Annotated in this window: 13 protein-coding genes; 3 read left to right on the top strand and 10 right to left on the bottom strand. The window is 59.0% G+C overall.

Going from position 1 to position 16,774, the window contains the following annotated elements; all coding sequences use genetic code 11:
- Positions 1 to 42 precede the first annotated feature (42 nt).
- Positions 43 to 939: a drug/metabolite exporter YedA gene (gene yedA / locus FIV38_RS18985; RefSeq protein ID WP_029292188.1), complete on the bottom strand. Its 897-nt coding sequence runs from the start codon at positions 937 to 939 to the stop codon at positions 43 to 45.
- 159 nt (positions 940 to 1,098) lie between these two features.
- Between yedA and FIV38_RS18990 the strand changes: the two genes are divergently transcribed.
- Positions 1,099 to 1,557: an Lrp/AsnC family transcriptional regulator gene (locus FIV38_RS18990; protein WP_029292189.1), complete on the top strand. Its 459-nt coding sequence runs from the start codon at positions 1,099 to 1,101 to the stop codon at positions 1,555 to 1,557.
- Positions 1,558 to 1,705: 148 nt separating this feature from the next.
- Here the strand turns inward: FIV38_RS18990 and FIV38_RS18995 are convergent, their stop codons facing one another.
- The 3 genes from FIV38_RS18995 to FIV38_RS19005 form a co-directional block, all read right to left on the bottom strand.
- Positions 1,706 to 2,317, bottom strand: a complete 612-nt coding sequence (locus FIV38_RS18995) for a 3'-5' exonuclease (RefSeq protein ID WP_092230597.1) — start codon at positions 2,315 to 2,317, stop codon at positions 1,706 to 1,708.
- A 25-nt stretch (positions 2,318 to 2,342) separates the two neighbouring features.
- Complete coding sequence (locus FIV38_RS19000) at positions 2,343 to 2,819, bottom strand: NYN domain-containing protein (protein ID WP_029292193.1); 477 nt, start codon at positions 2,817 to 2,819, stop codon at positions 2,343 to 2,345.
- Between the two features lie 119 nt (positions 2,820 to 2,938).
- On the bottom strand, positions 2,939 to 3,631 hold the full coding sequence (locus FIV38_RS19005; RefSeq protein WP_092230600.1) for a DUF2076 domain-containing protein: 693 nt from the start codon (positions 3,629 to 3,631) through the stop codon (positions 2,939 to 2,941).
- A 169-nt stretch (positions 3,632 to 3,800) separates the two neighbouring features.
- Between FIV38_RS19005 and FIV38_RS19010 the strand changes: the two genes are divergently transcribed.
- Complete coding sequence (locus tag FIV38_RS19010; protein WP_092230603.1) at positions 3,801 to 4,463, top strand: YciC family protein; 663 nt, start codon at positions 3,801 to 3,803, stop codon at positions 4,461 to 4,463.
- Between the two features lie 72 nt (positions 4,464 to 4,535).
- Positions 4,536 to 5,624: an endonuclease/exonuclease/phosphatase family protein gene (locus FIV38_RS19015; protein ID WP_029292198.1), complete on the top strand. Its 1,089-nt coding sequence runs from the start codon at positions 4,536 to 4,538 to the stop codon at positions 5,622 to 5,624.
- 142 nt (positions 5,625 to 5,766) lie between these two features.
- On the opposite strand, the gene hrpB is transcribed toward FIV38_RS19015, so the two are convergent.
- The 6 genes from hrpB to FIV38_RS19045 all read right to left on the bottom strand — a co-directional run bounded on the left by hrpB (position 5,767) and on the right by FIV38_RS19045 (position 16,645).
- Positions 5,767 to 8,274: an ATP-dependent helicase HrpB gene (hrpB, locus tag FIV38_RS19020; RefSeq protein ID WP_092230606.1), complete on the bottom strand. Its 2,508-nt coding sequence runs from the start codon at positions 8,272 to 8,274 to the stop codon at positions 5,767 to 5,769.
- Positions 8,275 to 8,461: 187 nt separating this feature from the next.
- Entirely contained in the window at positions 8,462 to 9,037 is a 576-nt protein-coding gene (locus FIV38_RS19025; RefSeq protein ID WP_070996352.1) for a DUF6037 family protein, read from the bottom strand.
- A 155-nt stretch (positions 9,038 to 9,192) separates the two neighbouring features.
- Positions 9,193 to 11,415, bottom strand: a complete 2,223-nt coding sequence (locus tag FIV38_RS19030) for a DEAD/DEAH box helicase (protein WP_092230608.1) — start codon at positions 11,413 to 11,415, stop codon at positions 9,193 to 9,195.
- Positions 11,412 to 13,028, bottom strand: coding sequence for a HamA C-terminal domain-containing protein (locus FIV38_RS19035; protein ID WP_070996361.1), 1,617 nt, complete (start codon positions 13,026 to 13,028; stop codon positions 11,412 to 11,414). Before FIV38_RS19035 ends, FIV38_RS19030 begins: the two co-directional genes overlap by 4 nt.
- A 223-nt stretch (positions 13,029 to 13,251) precedes the next feature.
- On the bottom strand, positions 13,252 to 15,483 hold the full coding sequence (locus tag FIV38_RS19040) for a hypothetical protein (protein WP_070996354.1): 2,232 nt from the start codon (positions 15,481 to 15,483) through the stop codon (positions 13,252 to 13,254).
- Between the two features lies 1 nt (position 15,484).
- The gene (locus tag FIV38_RS19045) at positions 15,485 to 16,645 is read right to left on the bottom strand and encodes an ATP-binding protein (RefSeq protein WP_070996355.1); all 1,161 of its coding nucleotides are present in this window, start codon (positions 16,643 to 16,645) and stop codon (positions 15,485 to 15,487) included.
- Between the last annotated feature and the right edge of the window lie 129 nt (positions 16,646 to 16,774).

The following is a 16,774-nucleotide window of genomic DNA, read 5'->3' on the forward strand; positions in this document are numbered from 1 at the left end:
ACCGTAGGAAAAATTCAGCGCAAGGGCGTAATGCGCGGCAGTTTACCTTATTTCCGGCTTCGGCTTACGCCACTGGGGCAGGCTGATCAACAGCACAGCGCTGATGATCACGAGCATCGCCAGGGCTTCTTCCAGGCCGATGGTCTCGCCGACAAACACAATCCCCAGCAATACCGCCACGGCCGGGTTGACGTAGGCATAGCTGGTGGCCGCTGCCGGACGCACATGCTTGAGCAGGTACATATAAGCGTTGAAGGCGATGATCGAGCCAAACACGGTCAGGTAAGCCAGGGCCAGCCAACCTTCTACCGGCGGCATCGCCTCCAGGTGTTCGCCCTTGAGTGCGCTGCCGATCAACAGCACCACACCGGCGATCAGCATTTCGGCGGCGCTGGCCATGGCGCCCTGAGGCAACGGCAAGTGCCGGCTCCAGACCGAACCAAACGCCCAGGAAGCGGCGGCGAACAACAGCAGCCCAGCGCCCAGCGGGCTCGACTGCAGGTTGGAGCCCATGTTGAGCATGGCGATGCCGATCATCCCCAGAATCACCCCGGCCCATTCCAGACGGGTATTACGCGCGCCCCAGAAATAGCCACAGAGCAAGGTAAACAGCGGCACCGTCGCCACGGCCAGCGCGGCGACGCCGGAGGTCACGCCGGTGTGTTCAGCCACACTCACGGCGCCATTGCCGAACGTCAGCAGCAAAATGCCGATCATGCCCGCGGCTTTCCACTGCGCCCAGGTCGGCGCCGGCACCCCGCGCCAGCGCAAGTAGCCATACATCAGCGCCCCCGCCGTACAAAAGCGAATCCCCGCCAGCATCAACGGCGGCCAGTACTCCACGCCAATGCGGATAACCAGGTAGGTAGAACCCCAGATCACGTACAACGCAAAAAAAGCGGCGATCAACGGTAACGGAAAACGACGTGGGCCAGGCATGGGCAGCTCTGCGGCAAGACAAGGGATCGCTATTTTAGGAATCCGCGCCAGTAAACATAAGTTACAAAACCTGTTTAAAGCGCCCATACACTTTTCAAATCATGGTTATCAAGGCTATAAGCCTTGTATTCGAAAGCCCCCTACTGCCAGAGCCTTATCATGGACAAATACGACCGCATGCTCCTCAGCGCCCTGCTGGAGGATGGCCGCGCCACCTACGCGCAACTGGCCCGTACCGTTAACCTCTCCGCCCCCGCCGTGGCCGAACGCGTGGCCAAGCTGGAGGCCAGCGGCGTAATCACCGGCTACCAGGCCAAGGTCGACCTGTCCAAGATCGGCTTGCCGATCCAATGCACAATCGAACTGCGCTTGACCAACAACGGCAGCCAGAAGGTCTACGACGCCCTGGCAGAAATCCCCGAACTGACCGAATGCCACCGGGTCACCGGCGACCCCTGCGTGATCATGCAAGCGGCGGTGGGTTCGATGCCGGAATTGGAAAACCTGATCAACCGGGTGGCAAAGTTTGGCTTCAGCAAGACCTCGATCATCTTGTCGAGCGCCATAGAGCGGCGAGTGCCGCTGGGGCATTTGGAAGGGAAGAATGGCGGTGCCTGAGCGCAGGCCTACTGTTGATCGGGTTGCCGGGGCTGGATGCGAATAAGTGTAGGAGCGGGCTTGCCCGCGATAGCGGTGTAACTGACCCACCGCCATCGCGGGCAAGCCCACTCCCACATGTTGATCTTGGTTGTGCTCGGGATTGCGATCAGAACCCGCGATGTTTCTTCAGATGATCATTAATCTTCGCCGCCGGTACTTTCTGCAGGCTGCACAGCAGGTCATGGGACAACTCGCGCAAGCCATGGGCACGGCGCAGTTCCTGCGCCAAGTGAGCGGTGAGGTTGGCGGCCATTTCTGCGTCGGCCATGGCCCGGTGAGCCTTGCCGGTGTGGGGCAACTGGGCATAGGAGGTCAGGGTGCCAAGCTTGTGGTTCGGTGCTGCCGGCATCAGCCGGCGCGCCAACAGTAGCGAACAGGCGAATTTTTGCAGGCGGGTGCGGCGGATCAGGCCCAGTTCGAAGTCCCAGAACTTCTGGTCGAACGCGGCGTTGTGCGCCAGTAGCGGTGTGGTGCCGACGAACTCATTGACCTCGTTCATCACCCGCTCCGCCGGCGGCGCGCTGCGCAGCATGGCGTTGCTGATGCCGGTCAGTTGCTCGATAAAACCCGGCACGCGTACGCCGGCGTTCATCAGGCTCTGGTAGCGGTCCACGATCTGGCCCTGTTCCAGGATGACCACGGCAATTTCCGTGGCCCGGCAGTTGCTGCTCGGCGAGATGCCGGTGGTTTCAAAGTCGATGACCGCTATACGTTCCAAACCTGTTCCAACCCCATCTGAAAATCTATTTGAGCAACAACGCGCCTTCGATAGGCACGTAGCGGCTGGCTGCGCGGATCAACGAGTTGGCCGTCAGCCCCGGCACGCCGTAGGCCACGGCTTCGACGCCATGTTTATGAATGATGCGATCGAGCAACATGTCGAAATCGCCATCACCCGAGGCCAGCACTATTTCGTCGACATGGTCGGCAGCGTCCATGATGTCGATGGTGATGCCCACGTCCCAATCGCCTTTGGCCGAGCCATCGCTGCGCTGGATGTAAGGCTTGAGCTTCACGGTAAAGCCCAGGTTGCGCAGGATCTGCTGGAACTGCTGCTGCTTGCTGTCGCCACGGTCGATGGCGTAGGCATACGCCTCGACGATCTGCCCGCGCTGGCTGATATCAGCCCACAGGGCGGCGTAGTTGAAGTGGCAGCCATAAGCCTGGCGCACGGTGTAGTAGAGGTTCTGCACATCGGCGAACACTGCTATTTTTTTCACCGCATATCCTCATGGCACCGGGGACGTGATGGCCCGCAAAGGCGCTCAGTATGCCAGCCAAGAGGAGGTTTCCGAGAAAAATCAGACCGGGGCGACAGAGCGCCCCGATTCAGTGGGTGTCAGACGAAGGAATCGTCGTCGCCAAAGTAGGAGGAGTCGTCGGCGTAACCGCTGTCGGCGAAGCTGTCAGCGCTATCATTGCCCCAACCGCTGTTGTCACTGGCCGGCGCCGGCTCTTCGCGAACGATCTCTTCCACCACCTGCGGCTGCTGGTTATGGCTGAACAGGCTGCTGATACCTTGGGCCAGCATCACACCACCGGCCACGCCGGCTGCGGTTTTCAGGGCGCCGCCGAGAAAGCCGCCGCCGGCGGGCGCTGCCGGCTGGGGTTGCTGATAACTCTGTTGTGGCGCAGGCGCGCTGTTGAAGCCCGGTCGGCTCGGCTCGCGCCAACCACCGGCGCCAGAGGCCGGCGCGCTGGGCGCAGGCTGCGGCTCACGGGAGCTGCCACCAAAGATGCTCGACAGAAAACCACCACCGCTTGCGGCCGGCGGGGCTGTCCGGGTGCGTTGCAACTCATCCTGCAACTGCTGAATTTGCTGCGCCTGCTGCTTGTTCTGCGCATCCAGGCTCTTGATCGCCGCTTCCTGCACCAGAATCGCCTGGGTCATGAAGTACCCGGCGGCTGGTTGGCGAGTGATGTGCTCCTTGATCCGCGCTTCTGCCTGGGCGTCGCGGGGGGCTGAATCCGTTTCGGCTTGCTGCAACCGTGAAAACAGTCCATCGATCAGGGTTTGCTCTTCGCTGTTCATGGCGACCTCGTTAGATTGCCGGTAAAAATCTGCGTCCCGCCCGCAATGGGCAAGGTACGCCACCAGTAATGGGGCTGGGCCGCGGCGTTTCAATGGTCTTTACCCAAGGTTTACGTTTGTCGGTGATCAGTTAAAGTGTCTGCTGCTTTTTTGGCCTGTGATGACTTTGATGAATCCGTTGACCGTTCTGCGCGACTCTTTCTATTTCTTCCAGCGCAACCTGGGCGCCATCGTGCAGTTGTGCCTGCCCTTGGTGATCCTGGAAGCCGTACTGCAACAAGTGCTCGATCGCACGCTGGGCCCGGAGGCGTTCACCGGCTACAGCATGATCGTCGGGCTGCTGGTGTATCCGCTCTACACCGCCGCGTTGATCCTGTTCCTCGACGCCCGCAGCCGTGGCGAGTCGCCGCGCACCGCCGACGTGCTGGCCATGGCGCTGACCCTGTGGCCTCGCTATGCGCTGCTGACCGCCATGAGCACCCTGCTGATCCTGCTGGGGCTGTCGCTGTATTTCCTGCCGGGGATATGGCTGATGGTCACCCTGGCCTTCGCCGAATACCTGCTGGTACTGCGCGGCATGCCTGCGCTGGCGGCGATGAAGGAAAGTTTCCGGCTGACCCGAGGGCATTTCCTGCGCATCCTGATCTGCCTGCTATGCGTAATGACCCCACTGTGGCTGCTCAAGGGCGCCAGCGTCGCGGCCTGGCCCGACCTGCAGAACCCGCTGCTGGCGGTGCTGATCGACAGTGCCCACAGCTTCTTGCAGTTGTTTACCAGCGTGGTGCTGTTCCGCCTGTTCATGCTGATCGCCGGTGATGCAGACGCCCGCTAACATGGTCCTTGGGCTCCCGGCTGCCGGTCGGGTATGCTCCGTGCCTGTCCTGCAGCGCCATAAGGCGAGCCGATGAACCGTTTACTGCGTACAACCCTGGTAGGTCTGCTGATTCTGGCTGGCGTGCTGACCGCCCTGGTCTACAGCCTGACCTGGCGCCCCGCCGACAAACAGACCTTGCCCGTAAGCTGCGTCGCCCCGCGCGCGCCGACGCTGCTGCCCGGCCAGGCGCTCAAGGTGATGACCTGGAACGTGCAGTACCTGGCGGGCAAGAACTACGTGTTCTGGTACGACACCCCCGACGGCAGCGGCCCGGACGAGCGCCCCACCATCGAAGACATGGCCTCCAGCCTGGACGAAGTGGCACGGGTGATCCGTGACGAACAGCCAGACGTACTGTTGTTGCAGGAGCTGGACGAAGGCGCCAAGCCATCCCACTACCAGGATCAACTGGCGCTGCTCCAGGAGCGTCTGGTGGACCTCTACCCTTGCAGCGTCCAGGCTTTCGACTGGAAAGCCGACTTTGTGCCCGACTGGCATATCTTCGGCAGCGTCGGCCGCAAGCTGGTGACCCTCAGCCGCTACCAGATCGAACACGCCGAACGCCTGCAACTGCCCGTGGCCTCGGCCAACCTGCTCAGTCGCCAATTCCAACCCAAGCCTGCGTTGCTGCTCAGTTACCTGCCGTTGAGCGACGGCGGCCAACTGGCAGTGCTCAACACCCGCCTGGACAATGGCGCACCCGGCCACAGCGCGGTGCGCGAACAAGTGCAGGCAACCATCAAACTGCTGGATAAATTCGAAAGCCGAGGCACGCCGTGGCTGATTGGCGGGGATTTCAACCTGTTGCCGCTGGGGCAATTCCTGCGCCTGGACCCTGGCCGACGCGGGCAGTACTCACCGGACAGCGAACTGCATCTGCTGTGGGACAAATACCCGATGGTCCCCAGCAACAGCCAGTCCAGCGGGATTGACCGCGCCCAGTGGCTGACCCACTTCCCCAACGACCCGGGCCTCGATGGGCCGGATCGCACGGTGGATTATCTGTTCTTCAGCCCAAGGCTGAAGAAGGTCGAAGCCAGAGTGCGCCAGGACGATACGTTACGTATTTCCAATCATTTGCCGGTGATTGCGCGGTTCCTGCTGCCTGCGGCGCAATAGCAAACACCCCCAAACCCAATGTGGAATAGGGTTTGTGTAGGAGCTGGCTTGCCTGCGATAGCGGTCTGTCATCCAGCACCTGGCTAACGGACCCACCGCCATCGCAGGCAAGCCAGCTCCCACAGTTAGATCTTGATCGGGATTACTTGCGCGGTTTGATCCGCGCAGTCGCCTCTGCCACCAAGGGGTCATCCGGCCAGTAATGCTTGGGATACCGCCCCTTCAGATCCTTCTTCACCTCGGCGTAGGTACTGCGCCAGAAGTTCGCCAGATCCTGGGTCACCTGCACCGGCCGCCGTGCTGGGGACAGCAGGTGCAACTTGACCACCTGCCGCCCACCGGCGATGCGTGGGGTGTCGGCCAGGCCGAACAGCTCCTGCAAGCGCACCGCAAGAATCGGCGGCTGTTCACTGTAGTCCAGGCGCACCGATGACCCCGAAGGCACTTTCAAATGATGGGGCGCCAGTTCGTCCAGGCGCTGGGGCAGCGGCCAGGGCAACAGGTTATGCAGGAAGCTGGAAACATCCAGGTTGGCGAAATGGCTCAAGCGCGAGACCTTGCCCAAGTACGGCATCAACCAATGTTCCAGGCTGGCGAGCAAGGCGCTGTCGCTGACGTCGGGCCACTCACTGGGTTTGCCGGCATCCAGTTGACGCAGCAGCATGACGCGGGCCTGCCACTGGCGCAGTTCAGGGGTCCAGGGCAGCAGCTCCAGGCCCTTGCGCCGCACCAGGTTGACCAGCGCCTGGCTGCGGGCGGACTCGTCCAGGCCTGTCAGCGGCTCGCGGCTGAGGATCAGCTCACCGACCTTGCGCTGGCGTTCAGCGCGCAACACGCCCTCGCGCTCATCCCAATCCAGTTGATCGAAGCAGCGCACTTGCTCGGCCAATACCGAATCGAACAGCGCCGGATCAAAATCCGCGGCCAGGTAGATCCGCTCTTCACGCTGGCCCTGGCGGCTGCCCAGGTCGGCAATCACCAACCATGCTTGTTTCATCAGGCTGTCGGCCTCTGCAAACAACGCGGCGCGACCGTTGGCCAGGCGATACTCCGCACCGCCCGCACGACGCTGCTGCGCCACCCGGTCCGGGTAGGCCAGCGCCAGCAACGCCCCAAGCCAACGCGGGTGATCGGGATCGGCCACCGGCTGCTCGGCCTTGCCTCTCAGATAGCCGCGATATTGCCGGGCCAATTGCCTGGCCCGCTGTACGCCACCCTGGGTGCCACGGGCGCGCTCCTCGCCGGACAACAACGCCAGGCGACTGTGCAAGTCCGCACCGGCGCCACGCAAGATGTCGCGCTCGCCCAGTAGCGCGGCAACATCACACGCCATGTTCGCCAGCCCCAGGTCCTGCCCCCGCAACAACAAATGCGCGATGCGCGGGTGCGCCGGCAGGCTGGCCATTTTCTGCCCGTGGGGAGTCAAGGTCGCGTCCTTCAACGCGCCCAAACGTTCCAGCAAATCCTGGGCCTGGGCATAGGCGGCGGTGGGCGGGACATCAAGCCAGACCAACTGCGTCGGCGTCACGCCCCAGCGCGCCAGTTGCAGGGCGAGGCCGGCAAGGTCCGCCGAGAGAATTTCCGCGCTGCCATAGGCCGCCAGCGCTTCATGCTGGTCTTCGGACCACAAGCGATAACACACGCCTGGCTCCAGTCGCCCGGCCCGGCCTGCGCGCTGGGTAGCACTGGCACGGGAGATGCGCTGGGTGTCGAGACGGGTCATGCCGCTACCGGGGTCAAAGCGCGGTACCCGCGCCAGCCCGGCGTCGATCACCACTCGCACGCCATTGATGGTCAGGCTGGTCTCGGCAATGTTGGTGGCCAGCACCACCTTGCGCTTGCCGGCGGGTGCCGGGTCGATAGCCGCCCGCTGGGCTGTCAGGTCGAGCTCGCCATGCAACGGGCAGAGCAGCACATCGCTGCGCTCACCGAGGGCGTCGGCCAGCTGTTGATTGACCCGGCGAATCTCCGCCTGCCCCGGCAGGAACACCAGCACGCTGCCGGTTTCGTCGTGCAGGGCTTCAAGGATGGTCTGCACCAACCGTGGCTCGATAAACTCACCGGGCTGGAATGGCCGCCCCCAGCGCATCTGCACCGGGTACATGCGGCCTTCGCTGCGCAGGATCGGTGCGTTGTCCAGCAGACCCGACAAGCGTTCGCCTTCGAGGGTGGCAGACATGAGGAGGATTTTCAGCGGCTGCTCGTCGCGAAACAACTCGCGGCCATTGAGACTCAGGGCCAATGCCAGGTCGGCGTCGAGGCTGCGCTCATGGAATTCGTCGAAGATCAGCAAGCCCACGCCATCGAGTGCCGGATCATCCTGCAGGCGGCGGGTGAGGATGCCTTCGGTGACCACTTCGATACGGGTGTTGGGGCCGACCTTGCTGTCCAGGCGGATACGGTAGCCAACGGTCTCCCCGACCTTCTCCCCCAGTTCACTGGCCAACCGCTCGGCGGCGGCACGGGCGGCGAGCCGGCGGGGTTCAAGCATCAGGATGGTTTGCCCGGCCAGCCAGGTTTCATTCAACAGCGCCAACGGCACCCGCGTGGTTTTACCGGCGCCGGGCGGTGCTTCGAGCACGGCTTCATGGCGCGTCGCCAAGGCTTTACGCAAGGCGGGTAAAACATCATCGATTGGCAACGAATTCATACTGGCTCCAAGGCAGAGCGGCGAGTATAACGGCGAACTGCTCAATCCCATTGGGAACAGAGTCAGATGTGGGACGTGCTCGCGAATGCGGTGGGTCAGCGACATATCGGATGACTGATACACCGCTTTCGCGAGCAAGCCACAACCCTGCAAGCTTCCCATTCTAGTAATACAAAGCCGCTTATATTCAGGATCGCTCCCAATTTCCACCAGTATCTGTAGAACTCCATCGCGACGAAGCATTTCGCTCCCGACTATGACGCGCGGCTTCGGGCCCGAGCAGTAAAAGTGTCTTGTGCTGGTTTTCCTCGCTCGGACGTTTACCGCTGTCTGCCTTCCAGTAAATCCAGGCATTGAAATACGGCTTCTCGCGCTCCTCGATGATGTCAGGGCGCAGACGGACAATTTCAGACGGTTTGGGGTTGGCCGGCACAGAAGCTTGGGTTGGAATGGCCTGGTTCAGTTGCTCTAGGAAGTCCTTGGGCTTCAATGGCTCACCGCTCATCCCGTCTGACCGAAGCACAGCAAGCAGGTCGCCATACATGTCGCCCAGATAGTCCCGAATTCTGTACCCATTGAGCACGTCAAAGCGGAAGAAACCTCTGACCTCGCCACGTGCGGTGAGTGTCAGTATGAAGGGCGTGTCGCGAGTGGAGAAGAGGCAATCAAAGCTTGCGGCGCCCGTCGTCACCAAGAACTGCTGCATGTCGCTGCCAATTGAAATCATGCTGCGATGAAGCAGCCTGAGAGACGTCATTTCCATATAGCTCGAACCTCACAAAAGCTTGAGCTAGAGATAATGGCGAGATCAAACAGGGCGAGCAAGCCAAGTGCCACCCCTGTTAGACCTTCGTCGCAGACAGAGCACGGATCCGTGCCAGCAAGCCAACCAGATGGGTAGCCCCGCTCCTGCCTCTCTCACACTGACCCGAGCGCCCGCCTCACGAAGCTCTGGTCGACGTATCCCATAACACCCCAGGCCGGCTCGTTATGGCGGAGATAGTCAGCCAGCTCATCCACCCCGGCCCCTTCGGGAAACTCCAGCAGCTCACACATGCGGTGCAGCGTCTGGATGGGAATCCCAATTTCCTCAAGGGCATTCACCCCTGGCGGTAAATGAAGGTTCTCGAATTTGATTCTGACGTAGCTGTAGTCAATCGTGCTCCGGATGCCCTTCTTGATAGCGTGCAAGCGAACCACGTCTTCCAGCAGCGCCAGCACCTTGGGAATGGTGTAGCCGAAGGTATTGCTCACCAGCTTCAAGTCGTTGTTGAGCCCAGTGGAAAGGGTCAACTTCTCATCAGCTTTGATCCGTTTTTGACCAGTCCTGATCCGTTTCTCATCATCCTTGATCCGCTGCTTGGTGTATTCGATTTGGCCCTTCAGATAGGCAGAATAGCTCTCAGCTCTCTGAAAGCTCGTCAGCTTGGCCAGGATGGCATCGGGAGTTTTGGTCTGCAGCCCATTCGTGGAAAAAGCCCTGGGCACGAGCTTGCTGCTGATCATGGCCAGGGTGGTCAGGAAACCAGGCGCTGGCGACCAGTGAAACAGAAGGGACTCGAATTCGTTCTCGCTGAGCATCTCGACCATGCTGTAGAGCTGCTCGAACTGCTCCATCCTGAAGTAGGAGTGCTTCTTGAGCAGATCTATGGAAAATCGATCTTGGGCAAAGGCGGCCTCAAACCTCTCCTGAGAATATTCTGACAAATGATCCGGCTGTGCACTGGCGAGCAGATTCAGCGGTGTATCCGCATCCTGAATTCCCAGAGGCACATCAACCTCTTGGTTCAGATTGTCCTCCGGAACGTCTTCCAGACAGAACACTTTGCCCACAAAATGGATACCCATCCGGCCCGCACGTCCCTTGATGTTCCCATGGGTGAATTTGTCGATCCCGCGAGTGCCATTACGGTTGTCGTAAATGACCACGTTCTTCGCAACCGTGTTCACCCCCTCAATGATGGTGGCCGTGCACAGCAGAAAACGAAGGTCGCCGGCATTGAACCGGTCGGCGGTGTACTGTTGGAGCGCCCTGGGGAGGCCACCGAAATGCAGGCCAATGCCGTTCCTGAGGGCATAGGTATAGTCCCACTCTGGGTCGAATTCCTCAGCAACCCAATCAATGTGCTCACTCTGGAACGGACGGCCATACCCAAGCCGGACGAGTTCGCGTGCAACCTTGCCTGCAACGCCAGAGGACTTGCAGTAGATGATCGTGGCGCCTTCGCACTGGGGCGCAATAGTCGCCAACATTGCAAGCTTTCCTTCGTCGTCATTGGCATCCACACCGAACGTCTGCACATCGACAGCCACCGTGTTGAAGTCGGCGGAAATGAAGGTGTGGTCGTACCCAAGTTCAGTCAGGCCTCGAATGCTGTTGACGAAAGGCCCGGTAAGGTAGAACTGCTTGGACACCTTTAGCAGCTTGCTAAGGGCGATATTCAGTTCGATGACCCGCTCATCATTGAAGTCTATGGTGCCACTTTTGAGCTGCTGGAAGGCCAGTTTGTAAAATTCGTCGATAACGAAGAGGTCGATGGCCTTGATGTCATCACGCTCGTTGACCCGCTCCTGGGTCAGGACGTACACGACCCGTTCGCTGCGGCATTCTTGCGAGCTGTGATGGATGATCTGATAGACCTCTCCGAAGCGCTCCTGAAGGCGTCTGCGCGTCTCATCAGCTAGCGCGACCGTGGGTACCACTAAGACGACCCGATTGAAGCGACCGAGCCCCAATAGCGAGTCGACAATGGCACTCTTGCCCATGCTGGTGGGCGCACTGAGCACAACGTTGCGACCGTCCTTGAGCAGGTCGAAGATCCGGAACTGCATAGAGTGGAAAACAAAATCCTCTGAGAATGGCGTGCGGTAAACGTCGAGCGCAATCAGGTCACCCAGGGACAGCTCAGAGAACTCTTTCTTTAAGTAGGGGAACAGCCCAGCCTTCCTGACCATGTTGCGCAGAATGCCAACGTGGTCGGTGAATTTCTCACGGGCATCGAGCGCTCGGATTGTCAGATCTCGGCCCAGAGGGGTGGAGACAGGGTTGGACAGGAGGGTGTTGACCGCTGACAGGTAGCGGAATGCGGAGAATCCATCACCGCCCAAGCTCAACTTGGCTGCTTCATAAACTTCGGTCATATGGCCTCCCTGACCTTTTTGTCCACCAACTGGGTCAACGTCTCCAAGCTCGGTGCGGGGTAGATGAACACGTCGATCGCAAGCACAGCGAACGTTGGGTCGCGTTTCAGGTCGTCGGCAAACATTTCGAAGAGAGCTGTCGTTTCCCGTTCTAAATGATCTTCATGCCCGGGTGTCTCAGGGTCGGTGAGCAACGAGGAGTCGTACCCAACGAACAGCACAAATTTGAATCGATCCAGGTGTGCATCGAAGGGGTTGCTCTCGTCCAGGATCATGTCGATGTCATGCCGCAGTAGGTACTCATCATCCTTGATGTCGAGAATCTTGCCCCGGGCGTTGCTGAAACTCTCCACGATCTCTTCGTAAAGCTGTTGGCGAATCTCCGGAAGACGCGTAGTGATGTTGGCTGCTGTGACCAGCTCACTGAAGCCGACCCACAGCTGATCGCCCTCCGGATCTCGCCTGACGATATGGACGTTTTCGAGGATCTTTTCTTCGCCCTTACCTTCGAGGTAAAGCAGACACGGAATAGGCTGGCTCGCATGCATCTGCCGCATCGTGGCATGGAGTAGCACTCGCCCCAGGAGTGAGCGGACGTCTGCCAAGGAAGCAAACACCGTGTTTTTCAGGCGCTGAGATTGCTCGACTAGGGACAACTTGTGAATGTCTGCGAGCTCATTGGGGCGAAGGAACACTTCATCCAGCCATTTGCACACATTGTCCACAATGTGTTTGTAGCGATAGCGCTTGAAGCTGTATTGCTGGTGCAGGACGTGACCATTGCGCTTAGCACATGGGGTCGCCAGCGAGCTGCGAAACGGAACCAAGATATGGGGCAGTTGCCGTTTGACGTACACTTTGCGACCCGCACGCATCTGATCCTCCTCGACCAGCACCTGGAACCACGCGTTTAGATCCGCACGCAGGTAAGATTTGCTGTCTACGGAGTGAATTTTGCGGGACAGGGCACCTTTACGGGTGATCGTATCCAGAATCCCCTGCCAGATGTTCTCCGCCGAGGCTTCGCTGCTCAATAAGACACCGTGAAGATCATACGAGGCTAGTCGAATGTTCCTGATGCCCAAGAGCTCAATCTCGCGCATCGTGCGGAAGACTTCCCAGCACGCTGCGTCGACCCAGGTCGCCACGTCCACCCCACTGGGTGCGACGTAGTCGGAGGTTTTGGAGTTGAGGTAGTCGACCAGATCACCGCGCCCAGCTTTTCCATCGCGCTCTTCACGGTTGATCAGCAGGTATTCGAGGGTGACATTGGTCGGATGCTCCGTGACGATCCTGAACTTCCTGGGCACGGAGAGCGTGGGCTCGCATTGCATGGACTTATGCATGATCGAGCTGTATTTGATCTTTTTGTTGCCGGCACCTGAACTGAGTACGACAAGGTCGCTTCTCGCCCAGAGTGTCTTAGTGGTGGTTTTCACCTGCACGAATTCGACGAAATCATCGAAAACAACATCAATGTCATCGGTGACTTCACATCGAACGCGTTGAATAGTTTTGTCCCGCAACATCTGGGTGACGTAGTAGGCTGCGACACAATCTTGGAAGATGAAGCCGTGCTTGGCAGCGACTCCGCCAGCATCATTAGGTTCCATCTCGACATCCATGGCAATTTTAGCCATCGAATTTATGACAATCTCCCTCACCCGTCCAGATTATTGATAGCACATTGACGCGTCGGATAGGCTACAACCCTGGCGCCCCCCCTTTGGTAAGCATCAGCCGCCAAATGCTCAGACCTCAGCCCAAACACGAGCCGGGCCAAGCCGTGGTTGCTAGCAAATACACCATCGCTACAAAGGGTTTAACAAATATTGATCACAGCGGCGGCTCGTACTCAGGATCAAGCAGGTAAAGAGTCTCGGGCACGTGCGGTGACAACATCGAGATCAGGCTGGCCCGCAGGCGGCTGTCGACATCCTTATGCAGACGGATTTTGCCGATCGCCAACGCCATCACGAATTCCATGGCGGCTTCCCCGCGCTCTTGCCCATATCCTGCAGCAACGCGCTGAATGATGTCCGCCATCGACAAGCTGTGGGTTTCCTGAGCTCGATAATCAAGCTCCGTCGGGAGCGCGGCGCGCAAGAATGCCCCCTGGATGACACCATCGTCGAAACGCGAGAACACATCTGGCGAGAGAAGCACCTGCTGAAGCTCCCCGGATTCAAGCCGCTTGGCATTCTGCACCTTATCGCTGTACCGGGCGTTCTGCAGAATCCACAGAATGGTTAGATAGATGTCAGTCGACGAAGCCCCTCTCACGTCCTTCTTGCCGTCGACAAACGCAAAACCTCGGCTGAGTGTCATCGGCTGACCGGTGAGGCTGCTTGGCCAGAACGGATTCAGACCAAGCCCACCGGCAGCAGCGTTATCAAACACCGCCATGCGCTGAGTGACTGCCGGCGAGAACGTAGTGGTAACCGAGTGCAATGAACCGAGCAAGCGCTGCTCTTCTACCCAATGACTCGTGCAGGCAAGTTCAGCTGCGGGGATTTCCACGAACGTCTTGAAGACGTAGCGACTGTGCCCTTTGGGTGGTTGCGTCAGGTTGCTCTGCAGTTCCTTCATCATCTGATAGCTACGCCCGAAAAGCGCACCCGTGATGTACAGACGAGTGCCTGGTTTCTCGGCGTTCTGCGCAGTACGTAGCCGACGGCTGACGCTCAGCAGGCGCGACCCACGCTCGGCAGCAGCGGCAATGATGATGACAGCCCCTTCAAAGTTCACGCTGGCATCGAATCTATCGAAGGACACCTTGTTCTCGACCGTGACGCCACACGATGCCAGGTAAACGATCGCCCGGTCGGCCAAGGCTTCACTGGCCGGGTCATCGTCGTGGATGATCCACTTGGTCGACGCGACGGCCTCCTCCCGCAATACCCGTTCGTACCAGCCGCCAAAATCATTGGCAACCACTAGGCTGTCTTTATGGACATGCACCGTCCGAGGCCTAAGCCCCGGTCTATCTTGGGTATAGCAGCTGAACAAGTCGGCCCCCATGAAGGAGTAGAACTTGGCTTGCAGCGAGTCTGGCGCATGATCAGTGCCTATATTCAGCACCTTGGTCTCGCTGTGCTCGGCAACGAACCGTTCGCCATGGATACGGATCAGACGAATCCCACCCGCTTCGCCCTCGCCCAGTACTTCGAAGTCTTCAGGTTTCTTGAGCGCATGCAAGATCGTGCAAGAACTCGATGTTTCATCAAAAGACAGAAGGGTCGCCACGCGCGTCGGCGAAGCGCTGTTTACCTTTAGCCACTGCTGCGCGAGGCCACACTGGCTCGATGCGGAAATAAGGCATAGGGCAGAAACGGCCTTAGGTAAAGGCCCATCCTTGAGAAGGCCTTCGTGCGAATGGAATGACCGGATGTTAGCAAAGCCCGCCTGCCCGAACCGCATGAGGTACATCTGCATCGCCATTCCTAAGGGCAGCAAGGCGATCGTGTCCAGATACAGGGTATCGGGTGCCGCCATGCCATCTTCCGTGGCCTTCTTGATGAGGGGTAAGCAGGTAAATGCTAGGTAGTGGGCGTGCAAGGTCTCGGACAACAAGTCTTCCGCACGGATGAAATAGTTCGAGGCCCGAGACGACGGTTTTGAGTAGAAGAAGCCTGCAGGCGCCTTCTTCAGCACGTTGGAACGATCGACGAGGTGATTCAGGCCAGCCTTCGCAATTTCGCTGGAATTGCCTTTGATGAGCGTCTCGAAACGCCGCTTCGGGCCGGAGATGTGAACGTAAGCAGTTATGGCGCCATCTACGTCGTAGAAAGCACATGCGTAGGTGCGCGGTGAGCCTGGGCCTTTACGACTCAACTCCGCCATCAGCGGCGATGTAGGGGCCGCCTGCTGGGCGCGAAATTCGTCCAAGGCATAACCTGGCATCAGAAACACCAACAGATCAGGCATGATGTGGCCGGACAACTGATGCTGAAGTGCATGCGCGGCTTGCGTGTCCGTGAGCAAATCTAGACCGGTGAAGAAAAAAACCGCATAGACCGGGTTGCCGGCCTGGCTCAACTCGACTTCAAAATCCATCAGATCGAACATGTCAGTTCACCGGAATGCAGATGGTGAACACAGTGCCTTCCACAGCCGCCAGCACCCGCCCCCCGTATCGAGTCGACGGGGCGAACTCCATGATCTCATTACTTCCCTGAAAAGCCTGATGCAGCGAAAGTCGGCCCGTCCGGATTCGCACGAACGCCTCAAGCTTGTTGAGTGCCTGAACGGCGTTATGCAGCCCCATACCTGAGTTCGGAGACTGAGGTTTGGACGTAACGTGCTTTTTGAAGCAATCGAGTGTCGCCTCAAGTTCTGCCTCAAGGCTTAGCGTTTCGAGGCTTTCAACTGGCCGCTTCTCCTTAGCAGTCAGCCATCGCCGCGCCAATCCTGGGCCACTGTCGATGACCGAGATTTCCAAAAAGTCCAACATTTCGGCTTTCAGGAAGTGCTTCAGGATAAACCGCGCCAGCTCGGGCTCGTTGGCCGAATACTCCAGCGCATCCTGACGATTCATGCGGTTGAATTTGATGGAGGTGCCGCGCAGAGCCTTTTTGTACTTGACCCCGTCCACGTCCGTGACGGCGTGCTGGTCGGCGTTGGAAATCAGCTCCCATAGCACGCTGCCTAATGCTGGCAAGCCTGCCTTGAGCAACGCCCCCTGGTCGCCCCTAGCATTCATCAGCTTCGACGACGTTTCCACAAGCGTAGAAAACCAGGACTTGGGTTGGACTTTCGGCAACGCGTGATCAAAGTAGAACGGTTTGATGAATTCACGCTTGGCGTTGTTGACGCTGAACAGATTGATGACCGTAGGGCGGGCGCCACGAGTGCTCGCCGTGTAACGCAATTCACCCTCGAACATGGCATCAACCAAGGGTCTGATGGCGATAAGGGCCGCGCGTCGATCAATGACTTGATGATCTTGAGCGTGGACTTCATTGCACATGATCAACGCAAAGAACCCGGCAGCGCTCTGGGCCAATTGAGTGATTTGCGCTATGGCGTCGTCGCCAGCGGAGGCGTAGAGGTGAAGGACGCTTTTTTCGCAGGTGCGGGCCCAAGTGACGATGAACTGAGCCAAAGCGGCGTCCACGCCCAGCCCACCGCCGTGGCTCATGCTGTTGGGAAGCCTGAGATTGGGATCCGTACCGTGCGACTGGTAAAGATCCTCAATCTCGTAAATGTTGAGCTTCCGGCTGATTTGCATTTGTGTTGGCGCTGATTTAAAACTGACCCACCCTGCCGATTGAAAATTGACCCAGGACGGATTGCTGATTTTTGCCCCAGCAATTGTGGATAAGCTTAGCAGCAGTGTTCCGATTCAAGACCATCAAGC

The sequence above is a fragment of the Pseudomonas proteolytica genome, assembly GCF_007858275.1.
GTDB classification, from domain to species: domain Bacteria; phylum Pseudomonadota; class Gammaproteobacteria; order Pseudomonadales; family Pseudomonadaceae; genus Aquipseudomonas; species Aquipseudomonas proteolytica.

What these genes read in the sequence shown, in the direction of transcription:
- yedA (WP_029292188.1), bottom strand. Translation starts at nt 939, where the DNA reads ATGCCTGGCCCACGTCGTTTTCCGTTACCGTTGATCGCCGCTTTTTTT.
- FIV38_RS18990 (WP_029292189.1), top strand. Translation starts at nt 1,099, where the DNA reads ATGGACAAATACGACCGCATGCTCCTCAGCGCCCTGCTGGAGGATGGC.
- FIV38_RS19005 (WP_092230600.1), bottom strand. Translation starts at nt 3,631, where the DNA reads ATGAACAGCGAAGAGCAAACCCTGATCGATGGACTGTTTTCACGGTTG.
- FIV38_RS19010 (WP_092230603.1), top strand. Translation starts at nt 3,801, where the DNA reads ATGAATCCGTTGACCGTTCTGCGCGACTCTTTCTATTTCTTCCAGCGC.
- FIV38_RS19015 (WP_029292198.1), top strand. Translation starts at nt 4,536, where the DNA reads ATGAACCGTTTACTGCGTACAACCCTGGTAGGTCTGCTGATTCTGGCT.
- hrpB (WP_092230606.1), bottom strand. Translation starts at nt 8,274, where the DNA reads ATGAATTCGTTGCCAATCGATGATGTTTTACCCGCCTTGCGTAAAGCC.
- FIV38_RS19025 (WP_070996352.1), bottom strand. Translation starts at nt 9,037, where the DNA reads ATGGAAATGACGTCTCTCAGGCTGCTTCATCGCAGCATGATTTCAATT.
- FIV38_RS19030 (WP_092230608.1), bottom strand. Translation starts at nt 11,415, where the DNA reads ATGACCGAAGTTTATGAAGCAGCCAAGTTGAGCTTGGGCGGTGATGGA.
- FIV38_RS19035 (WP_070996361.1), bottom strand. Translation starts at nt 13,028, where the DNA reads ATGGAACCTAATGATGCTGGCGGAGTCGCTGCCAAGCACGGCTTCATC.
- FIV38_RS19040 (WP_070996354.1), bottom strand. Translation starts at nt 15,483, where the DNA reads ATGTTCGATCTGATGGATTTTGAAGTCGAGTTGAGCCAGGCCGGCAAC.
- FIV38_RS19045 (WP_070996355.1), bottom strand. Translation starts at nt 16,645, where the DNA reads ATGCAAATCAGCCGGAAGCTCAACATTTACGAGATTGAGGATCTTTAC.